10 protein-coding genes are annotated in these 22,600 nt (G+C 47.9%); 2 read left to right on the plus strand and 8 right to left on the minus strand.

Annotated elements, in window-relative coordinates:
* Position 1 precedes the first annotated feature (1 nt).
* From OP864_RS01550 to OP864_RS01565, 3 genes are all read right to left on the minus strand, one after another.
* A complete protein-coding gene (locus OP864_RS01550) occupies positions 2–541 on the minus strand; it encodes a hypothetical protein (RefSeq protein ID WP_270099556.1) in 540 nt (179 codons plus the stop codon).
* 140 nt (positions 542–681) lie between these two features.
* Entirely contained in the window at positions 682–1,074 is a 393-nt protein-coding gene (locus OP864_RS01555) for a hypothetical protein (protein WP_270099557.1), read from the minus strand.
* Between the two features lie 517 nt (positions 1,075–1,591).
* Positions 1,592–8,614 carry a T9SS type A sorting domain-containing protein gene (locus OP864_RS01565; RefSeq protein WP_270099558.1) on the minus strand — a complete coding sequence of 2,341 codons (7,023 nt, stop codon included), beginning with the start codon at positions 8,612–8,614 and terminating at the stop codon, positions 1,592–1,594.
* A 610-nt stretch (positions 8,615–9,224) separates the two neighbouring features.
* Here OP864_RS01565 and OP864_RS01570 point away from each other — a divergent pair.
* Entirely contained in the window at positions 9,225–10,685 is a 1,461-nt protein-coding gene (locus OP864_RS01570) for an ABC transporter permease (RefSeq protein WP_270099559.1), read from the plus strand.
* The gene (recF, locus tag OP864_RS01575; protein WP_270099560.1) at positions 10,686–11,804 is read left to right on the plus strand and encodes a DNA replication/repair protein RecF; all 1,119 of its coding nucleotides are present in this window, start codon (positions 10,686–10,688) and stop codon (positions 11,802–11,804) included. It abuts the gene before it with no gap.
* A gap of 3 nt (positions 11,805–11,807) precedes the next feature.
* On the opposite strand, the gene OP864_RS01580 is transcribed toward recF, so the two are convergent.
* The 5 genes from OP864_RS01580 to OP864_RS01600 all read right to left on the minus strand — a co-directional run bounded on the left by OP864_RS01580 (position 11,808) and on the right by OP864_RS01600 (position 22,598).
* Positions 11,808–12,626, minus strand: a complete 819-nt coding sequence (locus OP864_RS01580) for a TPM domain-containing protein (protein WP_270099561.1) — start codon at positions 12,624–12,626, stop codon at positions 11,808–11,810.
* A 99-nt stretch (positions 12,627–12,725) separates the two neighbouring features.
* A complete protein-coding gene (locus OP864_RS01585; protein WP_270099562.1) occupies positions 12,726–13,061 on the minus strand; it encodes an OmpA family protein in 336 nt (111 codons plus the stop codon).
* Positions 13,058–14,248: a PorP/SprF family type IX secretion system membrane protein gene (locus OP864_RS01590; RefSeq protein WP_270099563.1), complete on the minus strand. Its 1,191-nt coding sequence runs from the start codon at positions 14,246–14,248 to the stop codon at positions 13,058–13,060. Before OP864_RS01590 ends, OP864_RS01585 begins: the two co-directional genes overlap by 4 nt.
* A 353-nt stretch (positions 14,249–14,601) precedes the next feature.
* The gene (locus OP864_RS01595) at positions 14,602–20,655 is read right to left on the minus strand and encodes a T9SS type B sorting domain-containing protein (protein WP_270099564.1); all 6,054 of its coding nucleotides are present in this window, start codon (positions 20,653–20,655) and stop codon (positions 14,602–14,604) included.
* 392 nt (positions 20,656–21,047) lie between these two features.
* Positions 21,048–22,598, minus strand: coding sequence for a CRISPR-associated DxTHG motif protein (locus OP864_RS01600; RefSeq protein ID WP_270099565.1), 1,551 nt, complete (start codon positions 22,596–22,598; stop codon positions 21,048–21,050).
* Positions 22,599–22,600 lie beyond the last annotated feature (2 nt).

The following is a 22,600-nucleotide window of genomic DNA, read 5'->3' on the forward strand; positions in this document are numbered from 1 at the left end:
TTTACTTAAATTCATTTTCTTTATCCAATACTAGCCAAACAGATCCTAAATTAGCATAAAAAACCCCTTTTAATTCAAAAATGTCTAATGCGTCAATTCGATTTGTACAATATGGTCGGACTACTTCTATTGTATCTATATCTATTTTACAGCGAACAGGAGGATAAGCAGCTGTTCTAGAGTATTCCATATAGTCAAAAACACTAAGTCTCAAGTTCTCTATATCTTTAAGTTCACAACTACCATCTAAATTTTTGTATACACCTCTTGCAATAAAAATAAAACTCCCTCGATACCTTTCTGCCTCTTCCTTTGAAATATTAAAAAAACCTGGTTTAGCTCGGGGTATCTCTAGGACATCTACGACTCTCCATTTCCCCCTAAATTTTTTATCAATTCTAAGCTCTTCTATTTCTTTGGCTGGCAACTTTTCCTTTGAGTTTACTTGCTTTACATCACAGGAAGAATAAACTATAAAAATTAAAATTACACTACTTATTTTCAATAGGCTCTCCATCTTTTCGCTTAATTTTATTGTCATCGTTATACTTTTCAGTAGCATTTTCAAACTCTCCATGGACTTACCGAATAAATCTAAAGTCTTATGGATTAGACATAAAAAGGGTTAAGCCCATTTTTGCTCAAATAAATCGCAAGAAGTTAAGCCTGAATATCAAGCTCTTAAAGCCTATTTATAGCAAAAAGAATATGTCGTTTACGAAATCTAATATATACAGGCAGAGGCTTTGGTCCTGTTGCATAATAATTAACAGCCCAACAAGTCCTTATAATTTTCACTTTTTTCCTTGATCGTCTTAATAAACGTTTTTGTTTTTTAGGACTGAGTCTTAAACCTTCAACTTCTATAGAATCTATTATAGTTAGAGACTTATTTAAAAAGACCTTAATATAAACTTTTCCTTCTAGGTCTCTGCTTAGTTTTGCTTTATCAGACTTGACAAGTCGCCCTAACTCATAGATAAAAATTGTATTATCATCAAACCCAAACATTTCTGCATGTTCAGGGTCTTTCTTATAGTTTTCAATAAAACAGCTATCTTTTTGAGCGTTCAAAGTCCCAAAAGTCAGACACAGTAAAAAAATTAACCCTCTATACATTATATTATTAGTTGTTTAGATTTAACGCAACCCTAGCCTTATTACTAATAATAAGGAGTAATTGCTTACAAGCAAGTTTTTTCAAGACCTTTTTTACTGTAGGTCACCCCTAAAGCAAGCATACGATAAACCAGCCAAAAAAGAGGAGAAAAAGCCAAGCTTCTTCTCCTCTTCCGCCCGCTTATTTTGCAGGGGGATTGGGTGGGGTGTCCTGATCTGGATCAGGATTTTCAGTGTAATTTTTCATAGGAATTGTGTTTTTGTTAAAAATTATGTTGTTTAGTTTGGTTGGATTTACTTGTTAATGGATTCATTAATTGGCCGAAGGCCAAACGGCCCAGCGCTGCGGAGGGGTGGCCGAAGGCCAGACCGAGGCGGCTTTGCCGCCGAAGGGCCGAACAGACCTGTGAGCCCCGCAGCATAGCGGCGGCCAACCTAGGCCAAAGGCCTAGCTGGCCGCGGGCCCCAAACCTTAATAGCCCTTAAAAACGACCTTCTTTTGCAGCAGCCAATCGCCTATTTGCAAGCGCAAGATATAGGTTCCAGCCAAAGCCGTTTGCGGCATCCTTATCTGCTGTTCTTTTTGGCCTTGGGCCCAGCTTCCAGTAGCTATAGTTTGGCCCAAAAGGCTGTACAACTGCCAGCTTCCGGCCTGAAGCGCGGGCTGCTCCAACAACAACTGAAACTGTCCAATATTGGGGTTGGGAAAAAGCGATAACTGAGGTGCGACAGCCTCTTCTGGGGCTTCTTCTTGTCCCAAATAAATAGAAATATCTCGGTTGCTATAGACCTGATGAATAAAGCTACTATCGGCGGTTTGCTCTTGAACAAAGGCCACCCATTGTAGCTGTTGCGGCTGCCAATCTGGCGATAAAGGCTGGCTAAAGCTATAGTTCAGCGACTGTCCAGCGCTCAGGTTTTCGGGCAGCTCTGTACCCGCTGCATCGGGCAAAAGTTTGCGCACAAAAGCATGCAAAGGCTGGCCATTATCATAAAAAAGCGAATCCTCGACCAAGGCAACATAAAGCTTGAGGTTGGCCTGCTGCCAATTGCCCAAAGCATCGAGCGAGAGCTGTAGCTCTATCTCATTGGCCCGAATAAAAGACTGCCCCTCTATATCTATAAGCGGATCGGCTAAGCGATCTTTCTCCAAATCCATAGCCTGCAGTTGTAGGGCCAAGGGAGCCGACTGGCTAAAACGGCGACCATTGAGGACCAATTTCCCCGCCTCCGATAGGCCATAAAACAACAAACGCGCAGAAGGATCCGCCATGTTTTGGGCATAAAAAGGGTCGTAGCTAGGGAAATCCGTATTGTACTGTATGAGGACCAAATCATGCACCAAAGGCGGATGATAAACCAACTGATTGAGATGCGTATAAGCCGCCCCCAAATCAGCCTGCCCCAAATTGGAAAAGTACTCTAACAAGACCTTTTTGCGGCGATTGCCCAGAAATATATTGTCAAAGGCAAAGCCCTCATAGGCAGTAGGGCTCACGCCCAAGGCCCCAAAGGCAATCCGAAAGCGAAAAGACTGCTGTCGAAAACTATCTAGGGCGTAGCGGGCCGTTTGCCAGCCTGTACCTGAGCCCGACCAGCCTCTGGGGGCCAGTTGCTGCTCGCCAGGGCGGCCCGCAATAATATCCTCATTGTACCAATTTAGGCCCTGCCCTAAATCGCCCAAAGGCCGCCAAAGCGCGAGTTGAGGATCGTAAAACTCAATGACAGTTCCATCATTGCCCGCATCGGTATCATCAAAAATATCGAGGCTGAGCATCGGGCGGTCCAAAAGGCTCAAATCAAAACAAGGGCTATAGACCCAAGCACTCTGATTGGCGGGATAGGGAGCAGACAAACGACTGGCCCAAAGCGATAAATGGGCGCTATCTTGTAGGCTGTTGATTCGCTGACCTTGGGCCAAGCCCCACTCCCATAAACTATCGGGATAACCCGCTTGGCTTTCGGCTAGCCATTGGCCATCATCCTGATTAAAGTCTTCTGCATAAGGGAGTTGCGCAGTAGGCTGAACATTAGGCGAGGCCTGTATTAGAATGCTGTCCTTGGCCAAACAAACGCCCTGATTTTCGATGGTTAGACTGGCCCAATAGCTGCCCGCTTGTGTAAATTGATAGGACAGACTGTCCAGCTCGAAGGGAGCCGATAAGCTAGCCGCAATAGGTGCACCCCCGCCTATCTGCCAATAAGCCTGACTGATACTATCAAAAACCTGATTCTGAAAAAGTCCCCCTAGGCCCAAGGGCCCGTTATTCCAAAACAAATAAGCATCATTCAAACAGCCCCCAGAGGCATCCAAGGCCAAGCGGGGTTGGCTATACACCCGTAGGCTGTCCCAGAAAATTCCCTGACAGCCTTGGCTATCCGTATATTCATAGCGAATAATATGCTCGCCCAAACCCGCATTCTCAGCCAAAAATAAAGACTGCCCAAAAGCCACCCCATTGCCGTAGAATTGACCGCCCAAAGGTTGGGGAAGCAAAAGCAAACTATCATTTTGGCCTAGACAAAAAGCATCTACATTTTGGTCCAAGCTAAAACTAACCTGAGGGTTGGGAAAAACAGTAACAAACTGCGTATCGCTAGCCTCACAACTACTATTGCTGACCAAATAGACCAGTGTATCTTGCTGATTTTGACTCAGTGGCTGCTGAGGATACAATGAATTGGGTTGATATTCATTTTGCAATAGCGTATCGCCATTGAGAAAGAAAATCCCCCCTGCTGGACTAGCCGATAGAATTTGGCGGGGAGCCGATTCACAAAACTGGCTATCTAGGGCAAAGCTGGGACTGGGGGTAGCCAACACCTGCACCAAATGGCTAACAGAATCTAGGCAACCGAAAACATTGCTTGCGCTAAACTGTAGTTCATGCAGGCCTACTCCAGCCAGGGCGGGATCAAAATGATAAATGGTATCTAAAACAATGACATTCACGGTCTGACCATTTACGGTCATCGTATCTACTCTTTGCAGATATTCGGGCCGTAGGCCATTGCCAGTATAGCTGGCATCTAGTAGCAAAGCCGTGTTTTGAATTCCCCCAATAAGTTGCTCACTAGGGCTAGTCAGACAGAAGCTACTATTTGCCGTAGGTTGCAACAGACTGGGTCTGGGCTTGGGCCGAACCTGAACTTGGGCTTGGGCCAGATCACTACAAATTAGGCTATCTTGAGCGGTAGGAAATAAGTGTAGCTCTTCTACTAAATAGCTAATTAGATGGTTTCCAGCTGCAGCTCGAGCAGGAATAAAGATATTGCTATTTTGCAAAACCCCCGGGCCCGAAAACTCTCCATAAATGGAGTTTCCTTGCATATAAATACTATCCTCTTGCTCACAATAGCTAGTATCCAACCCTTGTATTTGGGCCTGCGGTCGAGCAAAAACAGTAGTAAAAACCGTATCCTGATTCTGGCAACCATTGGCATCGGTATAGGCATAGGCTAAAAAGTAAGTCTGAGCTGCCAAAAGAGAGGGACTCAAACTGGCTTCTGCCTGCAAAGCAGAACGAATCTGAAAACTGGCCATTGGGAAATTATGGCTATACTGAGCTTGACTTCCAATACTTCCCACAGGAAAAGCTCTAATATCTACCTCTGCCCCTTGATTACAAAGCGCAGCAGGCAAGCCCGTAATATTGATTATAGGCAAACCATTTAAGATATAGCTCTCTGTGCTGCTGTTTTGGCAACCATTACTATCCTGTACAAAAAACTGAATCTGCTGCAAACCAAAACCTGCTTGCTGAGCCGCTAAAGCAGGAGAAAAAATACCCAAACTACTATCCTGTATACCTGCAGCTTGAAAATAAGCTTGGGCATACTGTTGCATTTGTACCCTATTAGACAAAGTATCTGCTTCTGCATCTACACAATAGGCCGAAGCCAAACTGAATTGTGCTTGAGGCAATGGATTGACCAAGGTCTGCACTTGATTTTGGCCCTGACAACCTCGACTATCTACAAAGCTGTAAGTAAGCGCTATTGGCTGTAAAATACCCGCTGTATTTGCCGCTTGCTGAGCAGAAAAGCGAAATTGGCCATTGATAAAATTGACTCCAGCCCCCGTAAATGTAGCCTGCTCATTGGGTCCAGCCTGTGGCTGCCCTTGCAAAACAAAAGATGGCTCGGTCAAGCAATACTGACTATCCAACTGCAAAATCTGCGGCTGAGGCACAGAATCTATTTGGACCAATTGCATGATTTCACGCTGGCATCCGTACTGATTTGTCCGACTATAATAAACGGTATCTTCAGGGGCTGCAGCCAATTGAGGCCGATAGACATTATTGGTCAAAGCTCTCCCCCAAAACTGCCCCTGCCCCAAATTGCCCGAACGATCGCCCCCCTGCAATAAAACAGCTGAAGCATTGGCACAGTAAGCAGGAGCTAAGTTTAGTATTTCTGGAGTAGGCAGAGGATAAATAGATAAGGCTAAAGTATCCGTAGCCCGACAGCCCAAACTATCACTATAGCTATACCAAAGCTGTACCCCACCCGAAGCCGCTGCACTATCTAGTAAGTAGGCCTGATTGGGATGAAATAAGCTATCGCCTAAAATAGTTGGACCAAAATACTGCCCACCAAAAGGCTGCCCCACTAAAGCAACAGCCGTATCATTGGCGCAAAAGTCCTGCGATCCCGCCAAAGTTTGCAAACGAACTACAGGCGCAGCCTGTACCCGAAAACTTTTATCTATACGGTGCTCACAAGCCGCCAAATCTGTAAAAATATAACTGATCGTATGCTGCCCCGTATCGGCCAAAACAGGCGAAAAAGTATTGGCCAATGGCGCCGGCTGACCATTATTTAAATAGCCCATACCTGGCCCAACAAACTGAGCAGATAAACCCATATTGGCCGTAGGATAAGCATTCAAATAGACCTCTTGGCTATTTTCACAATAGGTATTATTAGTTTGTGGACCAGTAAAATCTAAACGCAAGGGCGCAATCACCTTAAAGGTGTCTTCCTGCAAACCCGACTGACAACCATAGTATTTATTGTACTCATAACGAACAATATATTCTCGATCTACGCTGTCCTGAAAGTAGGGCTCCCCCGAAATATCGATGATGTCATCCACTAAGCTAATTCCTGTAGCTCCACCCAAACGTCGAATACTCACTCTAGAAAAGCCGGTTTCATAAGCAGGCTGTACCGCCAAGGGAAAAGCCTGCTGGTTATAACAATAAGTAGGGTCTAGTAAGCTATCGATGATCCCAATATTGGCCACATCCACAAATTCTACATACTGTATAGCCGCAAAATAACTGCTATCATATGTTGGTTGCCGACTCGTATCCAAGGCCGTCCCCTCCTCATTAAAATATTGCCGCTCTTCTATGCTCCTAAATAACATGGCCACATAACAAGAACTGTCATTCGAGGAGGCCAAAAAGTTGTTAATCGCCCCCATATTCAAATAGAAATCCTCGGGTTGCCCATTGTAGGCATTAGGCGCATTTATAGCTCCAGCAATAGGTGCTCTTCCAGACAAAATATCATTTAAACTAAGGGCGCCTTGGTCCGAATAAGCCGCCACGCTAATCAACTCATTGCGCTTACGGCTGCGTAAGACACTAGGTACATTCTGACAATCGTAAATAACAGCCCCTGTACTCCGATTAACCAAAGTGCCGCCAGAAGATGCACTAATTTGCACACAATTTCGCCGCAAAATAGTGTCTCTAGACCAATCCGAATAGGCAAACAAACTATCCCGATGAAAAACAACTGTATCTGCCCCCGTACAAATTACGCTGGGCAAATCCGGAATACTAGCTTCAGGCTGAATAAATAAGTTTAACTCTATTTCTGCCTCACAAGCCGATGACCCTAAGGTTAGATTTACGGGATATTCTCCACTGCCCGACAAATGGACCAAAAAGGAGTCCGTATTCCCATAAGTCTGTACATAGGTTCCCGAAAAACTGCTGTCCAAATCGCTAAAATAAGCAGTTTGTGGCGCTGGACGAAGGTCCTGCAAAATATCTCCTAAAGCAATATTATTTCCCACTAATTGAGGAGGCAAAAAAGCCGAACTCAAGCGATTGTCTATAATCGGATATTCTACAGCTAAACGAATACTGTCCGAACAAAACTGCTGATTACTGTAGGTCGGCAAATAACTGTAAGTCAATCGAATATTAGCTCGACCGTAATTTAAGTCCGGATCCGAAAAAATAAATTCATCGGCCTTTAAGGTGTCTCCATCTACCAAAGCAAAATTGGGCTGCCAACTGCCCGACCGCCCGCCTAGGGTGTCCAATTGCTCCGCAGAAAAGGTCCCGCCCGAGGGCTGAGCATAAATCAATAAGCGGTCATTGGCACAAATAGGTGTCTTTAATGGACTAAAGGCCAAGTTAATGTCAGGCATCAAGATAGACGAAGCTTGCATCAAATGCTGACCAATACTATCTAATAAATAGATGCTGGCCGATCGCCAATCAGACTCAGCTTTGCAGCGAATAGACTGCTGCTGCAAATGCAGACTATTTAAGTCTATGATTATTGTATCCCCATTAAGTTGCCGCAATAAAATCTGGGCCGGAACCGCCCGCAAATTGGCCCAATAAAAGCGCAAACTATCCCCCACACAGGCCTCTCCTACTGCCGCCCCAATTTCTAAATTTTGCCAAGCAAAGCTGGGGGCAGGAGCCACCCTAAGCAGGCTGTCGTAACTATAGCGGCAGCCTGCTTTTTCTATATAGAGCAGCAGGCTATCTTGGCCGGCCCATTGCGGATAATAATAGTCTTGTTGCAAGAGGCCCAAGGGCTGCTGCCCCAATTGCAATTGGCTCTGCCAGCCCGTATCTAGCAAGCTATAAAGCGCTGGAGTATAGAGCGAATCATCGCCTAGGGCGTAGCTAGTAGGCAGTTGCCAGCCCCCAAAGGGCGATTGATAATTGGGGAGGACTCGGCCGATAGAGTCGCGGCCCCCGCAGCTTTCCCAAGAAAGCCAAAGCTGAAGCTGGGGACTGCTGCTGGGCAAAGAAAGCAAAAAACTATCCTGATGAAAGCCCGGACCCGCATGGGGCAGCAGGCGGTTTTCTAAAAGCTGACTGCCCGCATAAAGCCGCAGGCGGAGGTCGGGCAGACTGTCGGCCAAGGCATAGCTATAGCGAAAAAAAGGCGGCTGCTGAGCCCGAGCATCTAACTGACAAAGCGGCCCAAAAAACAACTGACTAGGCGGCTGCCGTCTGGTCAAGAGCTCAAAAAATAGGGGCTGGCCCAAACTATCTATATATAAATAGGCGCCCGGCTGATGCAACTGCAAACTATCGGCCCCCAAAGCAGGCGCACTGCCCAAATGCTGGCCCTGAAAATATAAACTCCCCCCCGCAGGAAGAACAAACAATACACTGCCCTGACAAAGCCGATAACTGTCCCCCGAAACAGGAAGCGCCCCCGCTGGCCAAGCCTGCCCCCAAAGTCCCAAGGGCAAGAGAAACAAGAAATACAGTAAATAATTACGCATAAATTGAGGTTTTAACTTTAAACATATACCTAAGTTATGCAACTCTATCTATTAACGCAAGTATTTTGTATTTTTTATGGTTATTTTTTGGGGCCTCCGCTGCGGCTTCGCCTTGCGGCGGTTACTCCCTTCGGTCGTCGAACTGCGAACTAAAGTTCTTGTTGTCGTTTCAGGGCTCGCTGCTATTTTGGGGCCTCCCGCCTTCGGCGGGCGCTACGTTTCGCAGCTCGCTATTCGCTCGGCCCTGCGCGGGCTGCGCCCGCTGGGTCTGGCCTAAGGGCCACTGCTACACATCGCTAGGCCGCTCAACGGAGGGGCTAGCGTTTGGGCTTGCGGCTGCGGCCGCAGGGCCTTTTGGTCCTTTAGGGCTGGGTCTTGGTCGTTATTTAAGGCTGAAGGCTTTGAACTTCCTTAAAAATTGCGTTTTTTACTTGCGTCTAGCAGGCGGCGAAGCCGCCGCAGGCTGAGGGATGGACAGCAGTGGCCCGCAGGGCCAGACCGAGGCGCTTTGCGCCGAAGGGCCGAGCGAATAGCGAGCTGCGACACAGCCCGACCCAGCCGCAGGCTGGGGCAGCCCCAAAAAAACATTAGCAATCCTCTACTTTAGTTTATGAACATATTTAAGATTTCTTGGAAGAGTCTATTGAGCCGCCCATTGAATACGGGCCTGAGCTTGGTTTTGGTGGCCCTGGGCGTAGGGCTAAGCAGTTTGCTGCTGCTGCTTAACCAGCAGATGGAAGAGCGACTGTATAAGAATATTGAGGGCATCAATATGGTGGTGGGGGCCAAAGGGAGCCCGCTGCAAATGATCTTGTCTTCGGTTTATCATATTGATGTGCCCACGGGAAATATTCCCTTGGCCAAGGTCCGTTGGATGAAAAAAAACCCCTTTATTGAGGCGGCCATCCCCCTGGCCCTAGGCGATAGCTATGAAGGGTTTCGGATTGTGGGGACCGACGAGCAACTGGGCCAACATTATAAAGCCCAATTGGCCGAAGGAAAGCTATTTAGCCAAGATTTGGAGGTGACCCTAGGCGCCAAAGTGGCCAAAAAACTAGGGCTCAAAATTGGCGATACCTTTTTTGGGGCCCATGGTCTAGAAAGCGAAAGCATACACGTTCATGAAAATGCCGCTTATACCGTAGTGGGCATTTTTAAGGCCAATCAAACCGTTTTGGACCAGCTCATTTTGACCAATGTGGCCTCCGTTTGGCGGGTGCATGAAAGCCATGATCATGAGCATGAAGAAGGTGAAGAACACAGCCATGAAGGGCACGATCATGGGGAAGCCGAGCATAATCATGAGGAACATGAGCACAGCCATGAAGGACATGATCATGGGGAAGCCGAGCATAATCATGAAGAGCATGATCACAGCCATAAAGGACACGATCATGGGGAAGCCGAGCATAATCATGAGGCGCACGAACACAGCCATGAAGGACACGATCATGGACATGAGCATACGGCAGAACTGGCCCCTATTTCAGAAGAGGGCAAAGAAATCACGGCCGTATTGATTCGCTACGCCAAAGATTCGGAGGGGAAAACCTCGGCCATGGCCTCTACCATGTTGCCTAAAATCATTGATGAAACCGAAGGTTTGGAAGAGCTCGGTTATGCTGTACCCGCCTTTGAATTGCGTCGTTTGATGGACAATATGGGGATGGGTGCGCAGCTGCTTTACTATTTGGCGGCCATCATCATTATTATTTCGGCCTTGAGCATGTTTATCTCTTTATACAACTCGATCAAGGAGCGCAAATATGAATTGGCCTTAATGCGCAGCATGGGCGCTTCGGCGGGGCAGCTATTGGTCATGCTTTTGTTAGAGGGGATTTTGGTGGCCCTATTTGGGGCCCTCTTTGGCCTCTTGATTAGTCATTTAGGCATGGGTATTTTGGCGGGTTACATAGAAGAAACCTACCGCTATAGTGTAGACCCTTGGCGCATCTTGGCGGGAGAAACTTGGCTCTTTTTTGCCGTTTTGGGCTTGGGGATTTTGGCCAGTATTATTCCGGCCATACAAGCCTACAGTCAAGATATTTCTAAGACCTTATCGGAAAACTAGATGCGTAGCCAACAGCTCAAAGCCCTGCGCTTGCAGGGCTTTAAAAATTATAGGGATAGTCAATTTGAATTTTCGCCCAAGCTAAATTGTATTTTGGGCCAAAACGGCATGGGCAAAACCAACTTGCTGGATGCCATACATTTGTTGTGTTTGGGCAAAAGCAACTTTGTGAGTAGAGACCGTTATTTGATTGGTTTTGAAGCAGATTTTTTTCGCCTACAAGCCCAATTTGAGCGAGGAGAAGAAAGCGAAGAAATTGTGGTGAAGGCGGCCAAGGGCAAGCGAAAAACATTTGAGCGCAACCGACTGCCCTATGAGCGTTTGGCCGATCATGTTGGGCGTTATCCTTTGGTCATTATTGCCCCCGACGACAATAAACTCATCTTGGAGGGCAGCGAATTAAGGCGTCGTTTTATGGACCTGAGTTTGAGTCAGGAGTCGCCGAACTATCTGCATCAATTGATGCAATACAACAAGCTCATCAAGCAAAGAAATGCCCTACTCAAATCGGTAGATTATCCGGCCCAGCCCGACCCCATTTTGCTCGACAGCTATGACCAGCAGTTATTGGAGCCAGCTCAGGCCATTGTTTCGGCCCGAAAAAAATTTATTGAGGAATTACAGCCCGTTTTTCAGCAAGTTTATGCGCAATTATCTAAGGGACAAGAAGAAGTAAGTTTGCGCTATAGCTCTCCCCTTTTGGAGCAGAATTTTGCGGAGCTATTGCGAGAAAATCGGCGCAAGGACATACAGTTTCAGCGCTCGACGGTAGGGCCACATAAGGATGATTTAGTCTTTGGGATGAAGGGGCAGACCCTCAAGCAATTTGCCTCTCAGGGGCAGCTCAAGTCCTATTTATTGGCCCTTAAACTGGCCCAATATCAGGCCCTAAAGGACAGTAGCCAAAAGCTGCCTATTCTATTACTCGACGATATTTTTGATAAGCTAGATGCGCAGCGGTTGGGCCAATTGCTCGAGCTCTTAATGGGCCCGGCCTTTGGGCAGGTCTTCATTAGCGACGCCCATGAAAACCGCCTGCTAGAGCTGCTGCAAAAGCTGCCTAAAGCAGTCGATTTCAAGCTGTTTTTGATTGAGAATGGGGCCATAAAAGCAGGCTAAGATCTACCAATCTCCACTAGCCCCGCCCCCGCCAAAACTTCCGCCACCAAAACTGCTGTCCGAATAATCGGAATAGTCAGAATAGTCGGAGTAATCCGAATAATCGCTATAGCTAGAGGAGGAAGAATAGGAAGAACCCTTAGAAGAGGAACCATAATTTCGGTCTCTACTGTCCGAGCGCTTACCTTTGGCTCCAAAATAAACCAGAATCAAGGTCAATAGCCCCAAGGCCCCAAAAATCAGGCTACTATAGAGGCGTTCTCTTTGCCGAAGCCGTTTGTGCATGGCTTCATTCTCCTTAGCATATTCTAGGTCTTTGGCCCGTTTTTCTTTTTGCAAAAAATGCTTTTCTACCGAGGAGACAATGGCTAGGCTTCCATCATAAATTGCATCGTAGTAGGCGGCTTCTTGTAGTTTGGGCACAATTTGTTTATCAATAATTCTTTTGGCGGCTAGGTCGGTAATTTGGCCCTCCATACCATAGCCCAACTCAATGCGGACCTTTCGCTCGGCTCGGCTGAGCAGCAGCAAAACCCCATTATTCCAGTCTTTTTCGCCAATGCCCCAGCTTTCGGCTAGGCCTTGGGCATACTGTTCTACGCTTTGGCCGCCCAAATCGGGAACCGTGACCACTACAAGCTGAACTTGGCCCTTTTCTCGGTATTGATTGAGCAAGACCCTAGACAAATTGAGCTCCTCTTCTTCTGTCAAAAAATCGCCTAAATCTGTCACATAAGCAATGGGATCTGGGGCGGCGGGATATTGAGCCGAAAGGCTGGCCGAAAAAAGGAGGAAGAATAGGAGTAGGCGAAAAGTGGACATAGCAAATTGGTTTTAGCTAAAATACTCAATTGGGCAGAAAAAAAGGCCAGTAGCGGAGCTTTCCACTACTGGCCAAAAAATTAAGGGCGTGCCCTTGGCTTATTCAGACAGAATGAGGTCTACCCGACGGTCATTGGGGTTTACCTGATCATCGCCTTTTAGGCTGTTGTCTTCTCCCATGGGCAAAACCATAATACGCATGGGGTCTAGGCCCAACTTGATCAAATATTTGCGCACCACAATACAGCGCTCATTAGAGAGCTTGAGGTTTTTGGCGGGATCGCCATCGGTGCTTGCATTTCCAAAGAGGTAAAGCATAGCTTTGGGCTGATCGGCAAAAACTTGCTTGAGGGCCTCTAGCTTGGCTTTTTCTTCGCCAGTGAGTTGGGCCTGCCCTTGCTTAAAGTAAATGGAGCCCAGTTTATCATACATCATGGGTTGCGCCTTAATGGCTTGACGAAGCTCCTCAATATCCTTTTTGTTTTGGCCATCACTCTTTGCTGTTCAGTAAGTAGGCTGGCTTGTTGCTTGATCTGCTCTTGCATGCTGGCTTTCTCGGCTGCAGCTGCAGCCTGTGCTTGACGCAGACTGTCTAGGCCTTTTCCTTGCTGGTCCATACGCTGCAACATATCGAGCTCACGAGATTTCATTTTCTCGATTTCGCTTTCGAGTTTTTCGTTTTTCTGCTTTCGCTCCTTAAAGCGATAAGCCAACATAAACTCATGCTGGTTGCCTAGGGCGTTATTTAGGCTGGCATCGGCTCCCATCTCAAAGCTATAGGCAAAAAACATTTGCTTTTGCACATTCACACCTACCGTAGCAATAATGGCCGAAGTAGCGGTTTCATTATTACTAGAGCGGTAGGCAAAACCTCCCCAAAGCAATTGTTTCCAACCAAAAAGCAGGTTCCCTTCTACTTGCAGGGGCAAGCCGGGCACAATTCGGGTCATGAGGACCGGGCGAACAAAGAATTTTTTCTGCTCTCCCAAGGCAAATTCATAGCCTGCAGAAGCCATAAAATGGCGGGTATTCACATAGCTGACCTCTCTTTCCAAGGCATCCAAAAAGCGAATTTGGTTATTGAGCCCTTGCAGCATCGACAAGCCGACATTTAGCTTTTTCCAGCGATAATTGAGGCCCATATTAAAGTCAAAAGCGGTTCCCTGAGCTTGGTCGCCCAAAATTTCGGGATCGTTTTCATCTTCTACATCTGCCGATTGAAAATCAAAGCGCTGATTGACCAAACCTATCGACAAACCTGCCGACAAGCCATGGCTGCCATCCTCCGAAAAGGGAATATGATAGGCATAAGAGGCCAAGCCGCCCACCTTCCGAATAATATGCGTTTGGTCGGTATACAGCATCCCCCCTAGGCCCATTTTCTTATTCTGGATAGGCGCTTCGGCCGAAAAAGCAGCGGTAAGCGGCGCATAAGGCAGGCTGGTCCACTGCCGCTTGATATTCAGGTTCAGGCTCCCCAAACCTTGGTCCCCCGTCCGTGCCGGATTATAGAGGTAGGGGTTGTAAATATAATGGCCAAAAACCGGCAACTGCTGTGCCTCGGCCGTTTGTAGGCCCAATGCCATCAGCAGAGAAAGCCCTAGTTTATAAATTCCTTTCATCTATAGTTAGATTTCTATTGTCCTTTAAAATAATGTTTTTTTGGGCCTCCGCAGCAAGCTGCGGCGCTACGTTTCGGGGCTCGCTATTCGCTCGGCCCTGCGGCGCAAAGCGCCTAGGTCTGCGGCTGCGCCGCCCCCCTTCACATCGCTAGGCCTGCGGCCCTTCGGGCCTGCAAAACCGCTAAGTATGCAAGCGGCCGTCAGGCCGAACGGCCTAGCGATGGGGAGCAGTGGCGCAAAGCGCCAGACCGAGCCAGCGAAGCTGGCGAAGGGCCGAGCAGACCTGCGAGCTGCGGACCGCAGCGCCTGCAGCCCCAATATAAAGGGCTGCAGGAGGCCCCAAAAAACAAAAATTAACGCTTAATGGTCACTGCTCCAGTAAACTCCTTAAAGTTGGCTTGGATCACATAATAATAGGTGCCTTCTGGAAGCTTTTGGCCCGTTTTATAGTGCCTGCCATCCCAATCATTATTGTAAGCCGTAGAGCGGAACACCTCTAGCCCCCCTCGAGAGAAGACCTGAATCGTGTAAGGCTCAAAGTTCTGGAGAAAATCAATCCGCCAATAATCGTTAATTCCGTCATTATTGGGTGTAAAGAGATCCACCACCACCAAATCGGTACGAGGAGTCACCTCAATTTCAACCTTTTCGGTAGCGGCACAGCCCGTAGCGTCCTGAATACTCACATTATAGGTATATACACCAACGGGAGCGCCAGAGAAAACAGGGGTAGGCGTAGCATTAGAGCTGAGGTAATCGGCGGGGCTCCATTGGTAGAGGATACCGCCTGTAGCGTATAGTTGGAGCATTTCGCCCTCCTCAATAGTGGTATCGGCGATGATGCTGGTATTGGGCAAAGTATTCACTTCTACCTCTACTTCTAGCAAGCTGCTACAGTTATCTACGGTAACTAGGACCGTATAAACGCCAGCGGCATCGGCGGTTGCCTCTGTAATTTCGGGCGTACGATCTGTAGAGCTAAAGCCGTTGGGGCCGGTCCAGCTATAGCTAGCATTAAGGACGGCAGGCACCGACAACTGAAGGTCTTGGCCAATACAAATCGGGCTATTGCTAAAGGCCATACCGGGCTGTGGTAGGCGGTTAATTTGGACCAAAGTGGCCAAAGGAGCCGATTGGCAACCCGTCACATTATCGGTAGCCACTACCGTATAAAACCCTTGATGATCTACTTCGCTTAGCTCTGGAATACTGATGCTGGCTTGGTTGGCCGTAAAGCCATTAGGACCTGTCCAGGCATAGCTCCAGCCCATCTGTGCATTGATTCCCAAATTGAGGGTTTCATCCTCGCAAAGGGGCGCATTACTACTAATCGGGCCCACTAACTGAGGAGCGGCCAAAACTTGTAGTTCGGTAGAATCAAAGGCAGAGGCACAACCGCCTACAAAAGCCTGTACATAGTAGAATCCAGCCTGAGCGGGAGTCAAATCGGTCAATTGGATCGTTTGGTTACTCGATACGAAGCCGTTGGGACCGGTCCAGCTATAAGTAGCGCCAGCACTGCTATTGGCCTGCAAGAAAGCCTCTTCGCCTTCGCAGGCAGGGCTATCGTTAAAGGCCGTAGGAGCGGCGGGGCTGGCCTGAACATTGGCCAAAACAGCCGTGGGGGCTGAGCTACAACCTGCATTTTCTTCTCGAACAAAGAAATTGTAGTTGCCTGCAGCCAAGGCACCTGCATTATAGCTAGCGCTATTGTTTCCTGCAGTCATACTAAAGCGGTTGATCTCTACTTGGTTATTATCATAGAAAACCAAATCGCCAGTACCAGAACCCAAGGCCGTGATAATCAAATCATCGCCTTCACAGATGCTTGCCGCAGAAGCTGCGGGGGCCAAAGGCAAAGGACTCACAATAGCCGTAACGGGCGTAAATGCAGAAGCACAGCCATTGGCATTCACCGCCTGCATATAATAAGTAGTAGACTGTTGCAAATTGGCCGTTGTATAGCTATTGCCTAGGGCCAACAACATACTTCCAGCCGCATCGGCATACCAAGAAATGGCGCCTGTTCCTGTAGCATTAAAGGTAGCACTTTCCCCTTGGCAAATGGTTGTATTTGCTGCGCTAGGCGCTGCGGGCGGCGCATTTACAGTAACCAAAGTAGCGGCGGCCAAAGAAGCACAGCCATTAGCATTAGTTTCTACGGCATAAAAAGTAGTATTGCTCGTCAATACGGGCGTATTGTAGCTATTGCCAGCGCCAACTTGGTTCGTTAGAGCGGCATCGGCATACCAGCTAATATTGTTTCCTGTTGCCGAAACAGTAGCCGTTTCGCCAGCACAAATAGTAGCTCCAGTTGTGGCGGGGCTAGCGGGCAGCGCATTTACAGCCAAGCCAACTACCTGCAAAGGAGAAGTACAAACGCCATCATCCTCGGCCACATAAAAGCTATAATTACCTACGGCAAAGGGGCCAGCATTTAGCGTTTGCGTGGCGTTTCCAGCCGTCATCGTTTGGCGACCAATTTCAGTTTGGCTAGCATCGTAGAACACCAAATCGCCAGTACCAGAACCGGTAGCGTTGAGGATCACATCCTCTCCATCACAAACATCCTGAGCACTTACAGAAGGCGTAGAAGGACGGGCATTTACGGTTACGGTTACCGCAGTCAATGGACCTTCACAAGCTTGGGCAGAACTAGAAGTTTCGCCCACATAATAAGTGGTATTTTGGTTAAGGGCTGCGGTCGTAAAGTTTGGACCGCTAGCAAGCAAGCTAGCTCCAGCGGGATCTGCATACCAATTGAGCGTACCTGTTCCGCCTGTAGCATTAAGGCTAGCCGTTTCGCCAGCGCAAATCGTTGCGCCTGTGGCCGTGGGTGCAGCGGGCAAAGCCTCCACCGTTACGCTAGCCGTAGCGGGCAAAGAAACACAAGCTTGGGCCGAAGTTGTTACGGCAAAATAGTCCGTGCTGCTGTTCAAGCTAGGCGTACTATAGCTATTTCCTGCGCCCAATTGGTTCGTCAAAGCGGCATCGGCATACCAGCTAATATTGTTTCCAGTTGCCGAAACAGTAGCCGTTTCGCCAGCGCAAATAGTAGCGCCAGTTGTGGCGGGGCTAGCGGGCAGGGCATTTACAGCCAAGCCAACTACCTGCAAAGGAGAAGTACAAACGCCATCATCCTCGGCCACATAAAAGCTATAATTACCTACGGCAAAGGGGCCAGCATTTAGCGTTTGCGTGGCGTTTCCAGCCGTCATCGTTTGGCGGCCAATTTCTGTTTGGCTAGCATCGTAGAAAACGAGGTCGCCAGTACCAGAACCGGTAGCGTTGAGGATCACATCCTCTCCATCACAAACATCCTGAGCACTTACAGAAGGCGTAGAAGGACGAGCATTTACGGTGACTGTTACCGCAGTCAATGGACCTTCACAAGCTTGGGCAGAACTAGAAGTTTCGCCCACATAATAAGTAGTATTTTGGTTAAGAGCCGCAGTGGTAAAGCTAGGACCGCTAGCGAGCAAGCTAGCTCCAGCGGGATCTGCATACCAATTGAGCGTACCTGTTCCGCCTGTAGCGTTAAGGCTAGCTGTTTCGCCAGCGCAAATCGTTGCGCCTGTGGCCGTGGGGGCGGCGGGCAAAGCCTCTACCGTTACAGTAGCCGTAGCGGGCAAAGACAAACAGCCTTGGGCTGAAGTCGTTACGGCAAAATAGTCCGTGCTGCTGTTCAAGCTAGGCGTATTATAGCTATTGCCTGCGCCCAATTGGTTCGTCAAAGCGGCATCGGCATACCAAGCGATACTATTGCCTGCTGCATTTACGGTAGCGCTTTCGCCAGCACAGATAGTAGCGCCAGTCGTGGCGGGACTAGCGGGCAGCGCATTTACAGTAACAGCAATTAGGCGGAAAGGAGAAACACAGTTTCCATTATCCTCTGCCACATAATAGGTATAGCTTCCTGCAGCCAAGGCGCCCAAATTATAGCTAGCATTAGGTGTAGCTAAGCTCATAGCTTGGCGGGCGATTTCAGTTTGGCTAGCATCGTAGAAAACGAGGTCGCCGGTACCAGAACCTGTAGCATTTAGGATAGCGTCGGCTCCTGCACAAACCTCTACATCCGCAGCGGCGGGTTGAGCGGGAAGTGGATCTACTTGCACAGAAACGGAAGTGATTCCGCCGGGGCAAGTGGCTGCGCCTTCGCTCACATAGAAGACCGTATTTTGGCTAAGGGGATCAGTGGTATAATTATCTACTGGGCCGGGGCCTGTTTGCAGTAGAATTTGGCCTAGGGGATCCTCATACCAGCTCAGTGTTCCGCCATTGATAGCGGTAGCCGAGATAGTTGCTGTTTCTCCGGCACAGATCGTGGCGCCAGTAGCCGTAGGGGCTGGAGCGACATCTCTGACCGTAAAATCGAAATAATTAGGAGCGGACCAGCCGCAGCATTCTGTGCGCACACGTAGGCGAACGCTATAATTGGTTACCGTTCCTAAGCTTGGGGGCATCCAGCTAGCCACCTGAGTGGTAAAAGCTGCTACGGGAGTATTTACATTTGTTCCCGCCTCAAAAATAATCCATTGATACTCTACCCCTAGAGCTGAACTACTCATAAAGAAGGTTTCTCCTTCACAGAGATCGGTCAGCATAGAAGAGGCAAAAGCGGGTAAGGGTCTATTTGTATTCATTTGGACCATACCGTCATAGGCGGTAGCATTTAGGCCAGTACTTTGGGGACCTGTAGCTGTATAGCTAATAATTGCGGTCGCCGAGCTATTGTCATAGCTAGAAGTGGTACTATTTAGGTCATTGATAAAGCTAGCGCCTGCGGGCAAAGACCAAGTACCGCCATCCTTAGTAATAAGGATTTCAGAATTGGTACAACCTTCTAGGGGTTGAGCGGTAATAATTTGGGTAATACCAGCAGAAGTCGTTGCATTGAGGGTACTTCCATTAACGCTGCGAATGGTTTCTGAGCGGCCATCGGCGCCATCGCCACCGCGACCGCCATTTCCGCCATTGCCACCACGTCCGCCGAGTCCACCGACACCTACTTCACAGGTAGAGCAGTTAAATAGGCCGCCACTAGATCCGCCGAGTAGGCCGCCTGCGCCACCGTTACCGCCAAGACCTGGGGCACCGCCAGTACCACCAGCAGCGGCTGAGGCTGGATTTAGGCTCAGGTTATTGCTAGAGCCATTACTTGCGTAAGCATAGAGGCCAAAAGAGCTACCAGAGCCCCAGCCGCCAGTACCGCCTAGGGCCCCTTGGCCACCGCCACCGCCGCCGCCGCCAGCGCCGCCAGTACCGTCAGTACAAAAGAAGCAACCTTGGCCACCGCCGCCGCCGCCGCCGCCGCCGCCGCCACCGCCAGTGCCAGCAGTACCTGTAGTTCCTTGGCCAGCGGGCAGCCAGAAGAGGTCGAAAGTATTAGAGATAGGCGAAGCCGTCCCATTAGTACCATTTGCGCCATTTTGGCCGGGAGCGCCTGAGCGGGCATTAACCTGACTACAAGTTCCATCTCCGTTTGTATCATTGGAACCAGTAGAGCCAGCGCCAAAGGTTCCACCAGCGCCACCACCACCGGCAGCACCAGCGCCACCACGGGCCCCTCGATTATCTTCTGCGCCACCGGTTCCACCAGAGCCACCGCCACCACCGTTGCGGCCTGTGGCTGCGGTACCGTTGCTTCCTACTTGACCAGCATTGCGGCAACTTCCATCGATATTGGTAGGGGCACCAGCGGCGCCACCTCCGCCAGAGCCACCACGTCCACCGCGGTTTGTGGTACAATCGTCATCACACTTAGCTTCTGTTCCGGTACCGCCAGCGATACCATTGGATCCGGCAGCGCCTTGGGTACCATTTGTTCCTCGGCTAGCTTGTCCTGTATTCATCACTACTCTTTCGATATGCCAGTTATTGGCATTGCGAAAATAGAAGCCATAGACCGAATGTCCGCGGTTGCCGGTTGTACCAGAGACCGTACCTGCGGCGCCCCCATTTTTGACGTTAATCTCTAGGTCTAGGATTTGAAAGTCATTAAAGTTAATGGCTTCGATACCGATATGATAGCCCACCAGGGTTCCTGTGGCTCCATCATAGGGAGCGGTTTCTAGAGGCGAGTTAATATTGATTGTTGTGGCTAGGCTAGAATTCTTTCGGCCTACGCCATTGAGGACTTCCCAATCTCCGTCGATAATCAGTCCATCGCAATCGATTATCATTTTATCAGATAGATTATAGGTGCCGGCTAGCAATCGAATATGTTTTCGATTTTGGAGGCAGGCTTCATCTAGGGCCGTTTGCAGGTCCATAGGGTTAGCCTCTGAGCCATCTCCCAGAGCTGTTCCTGCGGGATCTACATAAATGTAGGCGCATTGAGCGGAGAGCAGAGAGGAAAAAAACAGGCTCGTCAGTAAGAGCAAGCCCAGAGTAGTCATTTTCTTCATAGAGGTTCTATTCTGTTAAAAATTTATTAAGACAAATAATAAATATAGCGGCTTTAATTGAGAAAATAAAATAGTTTGTAACTAATAGCCGTAGGAAATTCTAAAGTACGGCATTTTCGATCTTCTATATTTTGGCAACACTATATTTCTGATAAAGCTTTAGAATAAAAAGTACATTTGGGACATAAAAAAAGCGCAAGGAAAGAGATTTCCATGCGCTTTTTGCGGTTTTGCAGGCGGCGAAGCCGCCGCAGGCTGAGCTGCCTGTAGGGGGGCCGAAGGCCAGACCTAGGCGCCTTTGGCGCCGCAGGGCCGAGCAGACTTGCGAGCCAGGAAGGGAGCGACCCGAGCGAAGCGAAGGGCAGCCCCAAGTAAAATAAAGCTAGAATGTTCTATTTATAGGAGGGTTGGATAATTTGGAGGATGCGGTTGGTAAGATTTTGTAGTTCTTGGGTTAAAAACGCTGGACTATTTGCTCTATTATTATATCCTCCGTGGTTAATATCATTACGTAGGCCTCCAGCTAACTCCTCCGCTACAGTTTCATCTTCACTTTCTTTAGCTGTGATGTCTAAAAATACTTCTTTTAAGCCATTGTATCTTTTACGTTTGTTAACAAGTTTAATAGCCACATCCTTCATCTCTCCTTTATCATCATTAAAGTATGCTCTATTCTTCTTCTTAAAGCAGAAGCTAACTATATTACTAATACTGTCATTCTTGTTTCCCCTCAAAGCGGCTTGAGCTACAGCTCTCATTTCTTCATGTTGGCTCAAAGTTATATCAGAAAATGTCTTTTCAATGAGCCAAGTAATTAAGCTTTCTTGCAAAAGCGTATAACCTTGTTGCACCATATTATGCTCAATACACCATTCTACGGCGGCAAAGCCATTTTCGGAAGTATAGGTATTAAAAGCGTGAATTTTGCCTTCTATTCTATCTAATAGCGGAGGGAGCTGGCGTTTCAAGCCATTATCTGCCTGTTGTTTTAGCTCAATCACCTTTTGGCGAACTTCTTTGAGTTTTAGCTCTTGGGTAAGTTGTTTACCTCTAGATGTTCGGATGCCTTTAGCGAGGGCATTTAATTCTTTGCCTAGAGTACTCTGTTCAGTTTCGCCTATTTGTTGATCCAGTAGCGGTTCCAACTTTTGCGCATCGGCAGACCGAACAAACATCTCTACGGCTTCTGTCCATTGTCCTAGCTCGATGATGCTATTTAAGCGGTGAATAGGAGCTTTTACTGGCTGTTTCTTTAGTGCTTTCTTTTGCTTATCAGACAAAGACTGGTCATTCAAAGCTTTTTGTTTTTCAGCTTTTCCGGACTCAAAATTACCATAATACAGCGCCTTTAGCACGACATTATTTACCGAGGTTACATAGTCAATGATTGCCAGTGTTAGCATAGGAAGAAATCTAAAACCATTGGTGATATCAAAATAGAGCTCTGTATCCTTACCAATATATTCTACAATTCTGGCAAAAACCTCCCAGATTTCATCCTCACTGAGTCCATCGGGAATAGCAACATCTTGAAATTTGCCAATTAGTCCTTCTTCTTGGAGCTTTTCAAAACGGTACTTTAGGCCATCTTCTGCATCTACAGGTAAAGCTGAAATATCTTCTTTCAAAGCCGCCATAGCCTCTTCTGCCTTTCCTTCTTTCAAAAGTTTTAAGGCATTAGCTTCTCTTTGCTTATCTGGTTTTTGATTAAATGGGAGAGCTCGACGCAAATAATTGTTCTTCTTCGCAAGAGCTGTAACAAAAAAGAAAATCTCATCTTTTTCGACATTCCAGAAATCCTTATTCTTACGAATTTCTTCTTTAAAGATAGCTTCTTGGATGAAGAAGGTTGTCGTTCCCTCTTCTTTTGTAAAAGAGTAATTTACTTCACCATATCCATTCGTTCCCAAAAACGAGATAAAAACCTTTTTCTTCTGATTCATTG

Source organism: Saprospira grandis (genome assembly GCF_027594745.1).
Taxonomy (GTDB): domain Bacteria; phylum Bacteroidota; class Bacteroidia; order Chitinophagales; family Saprospiraceae; genus Saprospira; species Saprospira grandis.

Excerpts from the sequence above, each read along its gene's own strand:
- OP864_RS01600 (WP_270099565.1), bottom strand. The coding sequence starts at position 22,598 with ATGAATCAGAAGAAAAAGGTTTTTATCTCGTTTTTGGGAACGAATGGA.
- recF (WP_270099560.1), top strand. The coding sequence starts at position 10,686 with ATGCGTAGCCAACAGCTCAAAGCCCTGCGCTTGCAGGGCTTTAAAAAT.
- OP864_RS01550 (WP_270099556.1), bottom strand. The coding sequence starts at position 541 with ATGACAATAAAATTAAGCGAAAAGATGGAGAGCCTATTGAAAATAAGT.
- OP864_RS01570 (WP_270099559.1), top strand. The coding sequence starts at position 9,225 with ATGAACATATTTAAGATTTCTTGGAAGAGTCTATTGAGCCGCCCATTG.
- OP864_RS01590 (WP_270099563.1), bottom strand. The coding sequence starts at position 14,248 with ATGAAAGGAATTTATAAACTAGGGCTTTCTCTGCTGATGGCATTGGGC.
- OP864_RS01565 (WP_270099558.1), bottom strand. The coding sequence starts at position 8,614 with ATGCGTAATTATTTACTGTATTTCTTGTTTCTCTTGCCCTTGGGACTT.
- OP864_RS01585 (WP_270099562.1), bottom strand. The coding sequence starts at position 13,061 with ATGATGTATGATAAACTGGGCTCCATTTACTTTAAGCAAGGGCAGGCC.
- OP864_RS01595 (WP_270099564.1), bottom strand. The coding sequence starts at position 20,655 with ATGAAGAAAATGACTACTCTGGGCTTGCTCTTACTGACGAGCCTGTTT.
- OP864_RS01580 (WP_270099561.1), bottom strand. The coding sequence starts at position 12,626 with ATGTCCACTTTTCGCCTACTCCTATTCTTCCTCCTTTTTTCGGCCAGC.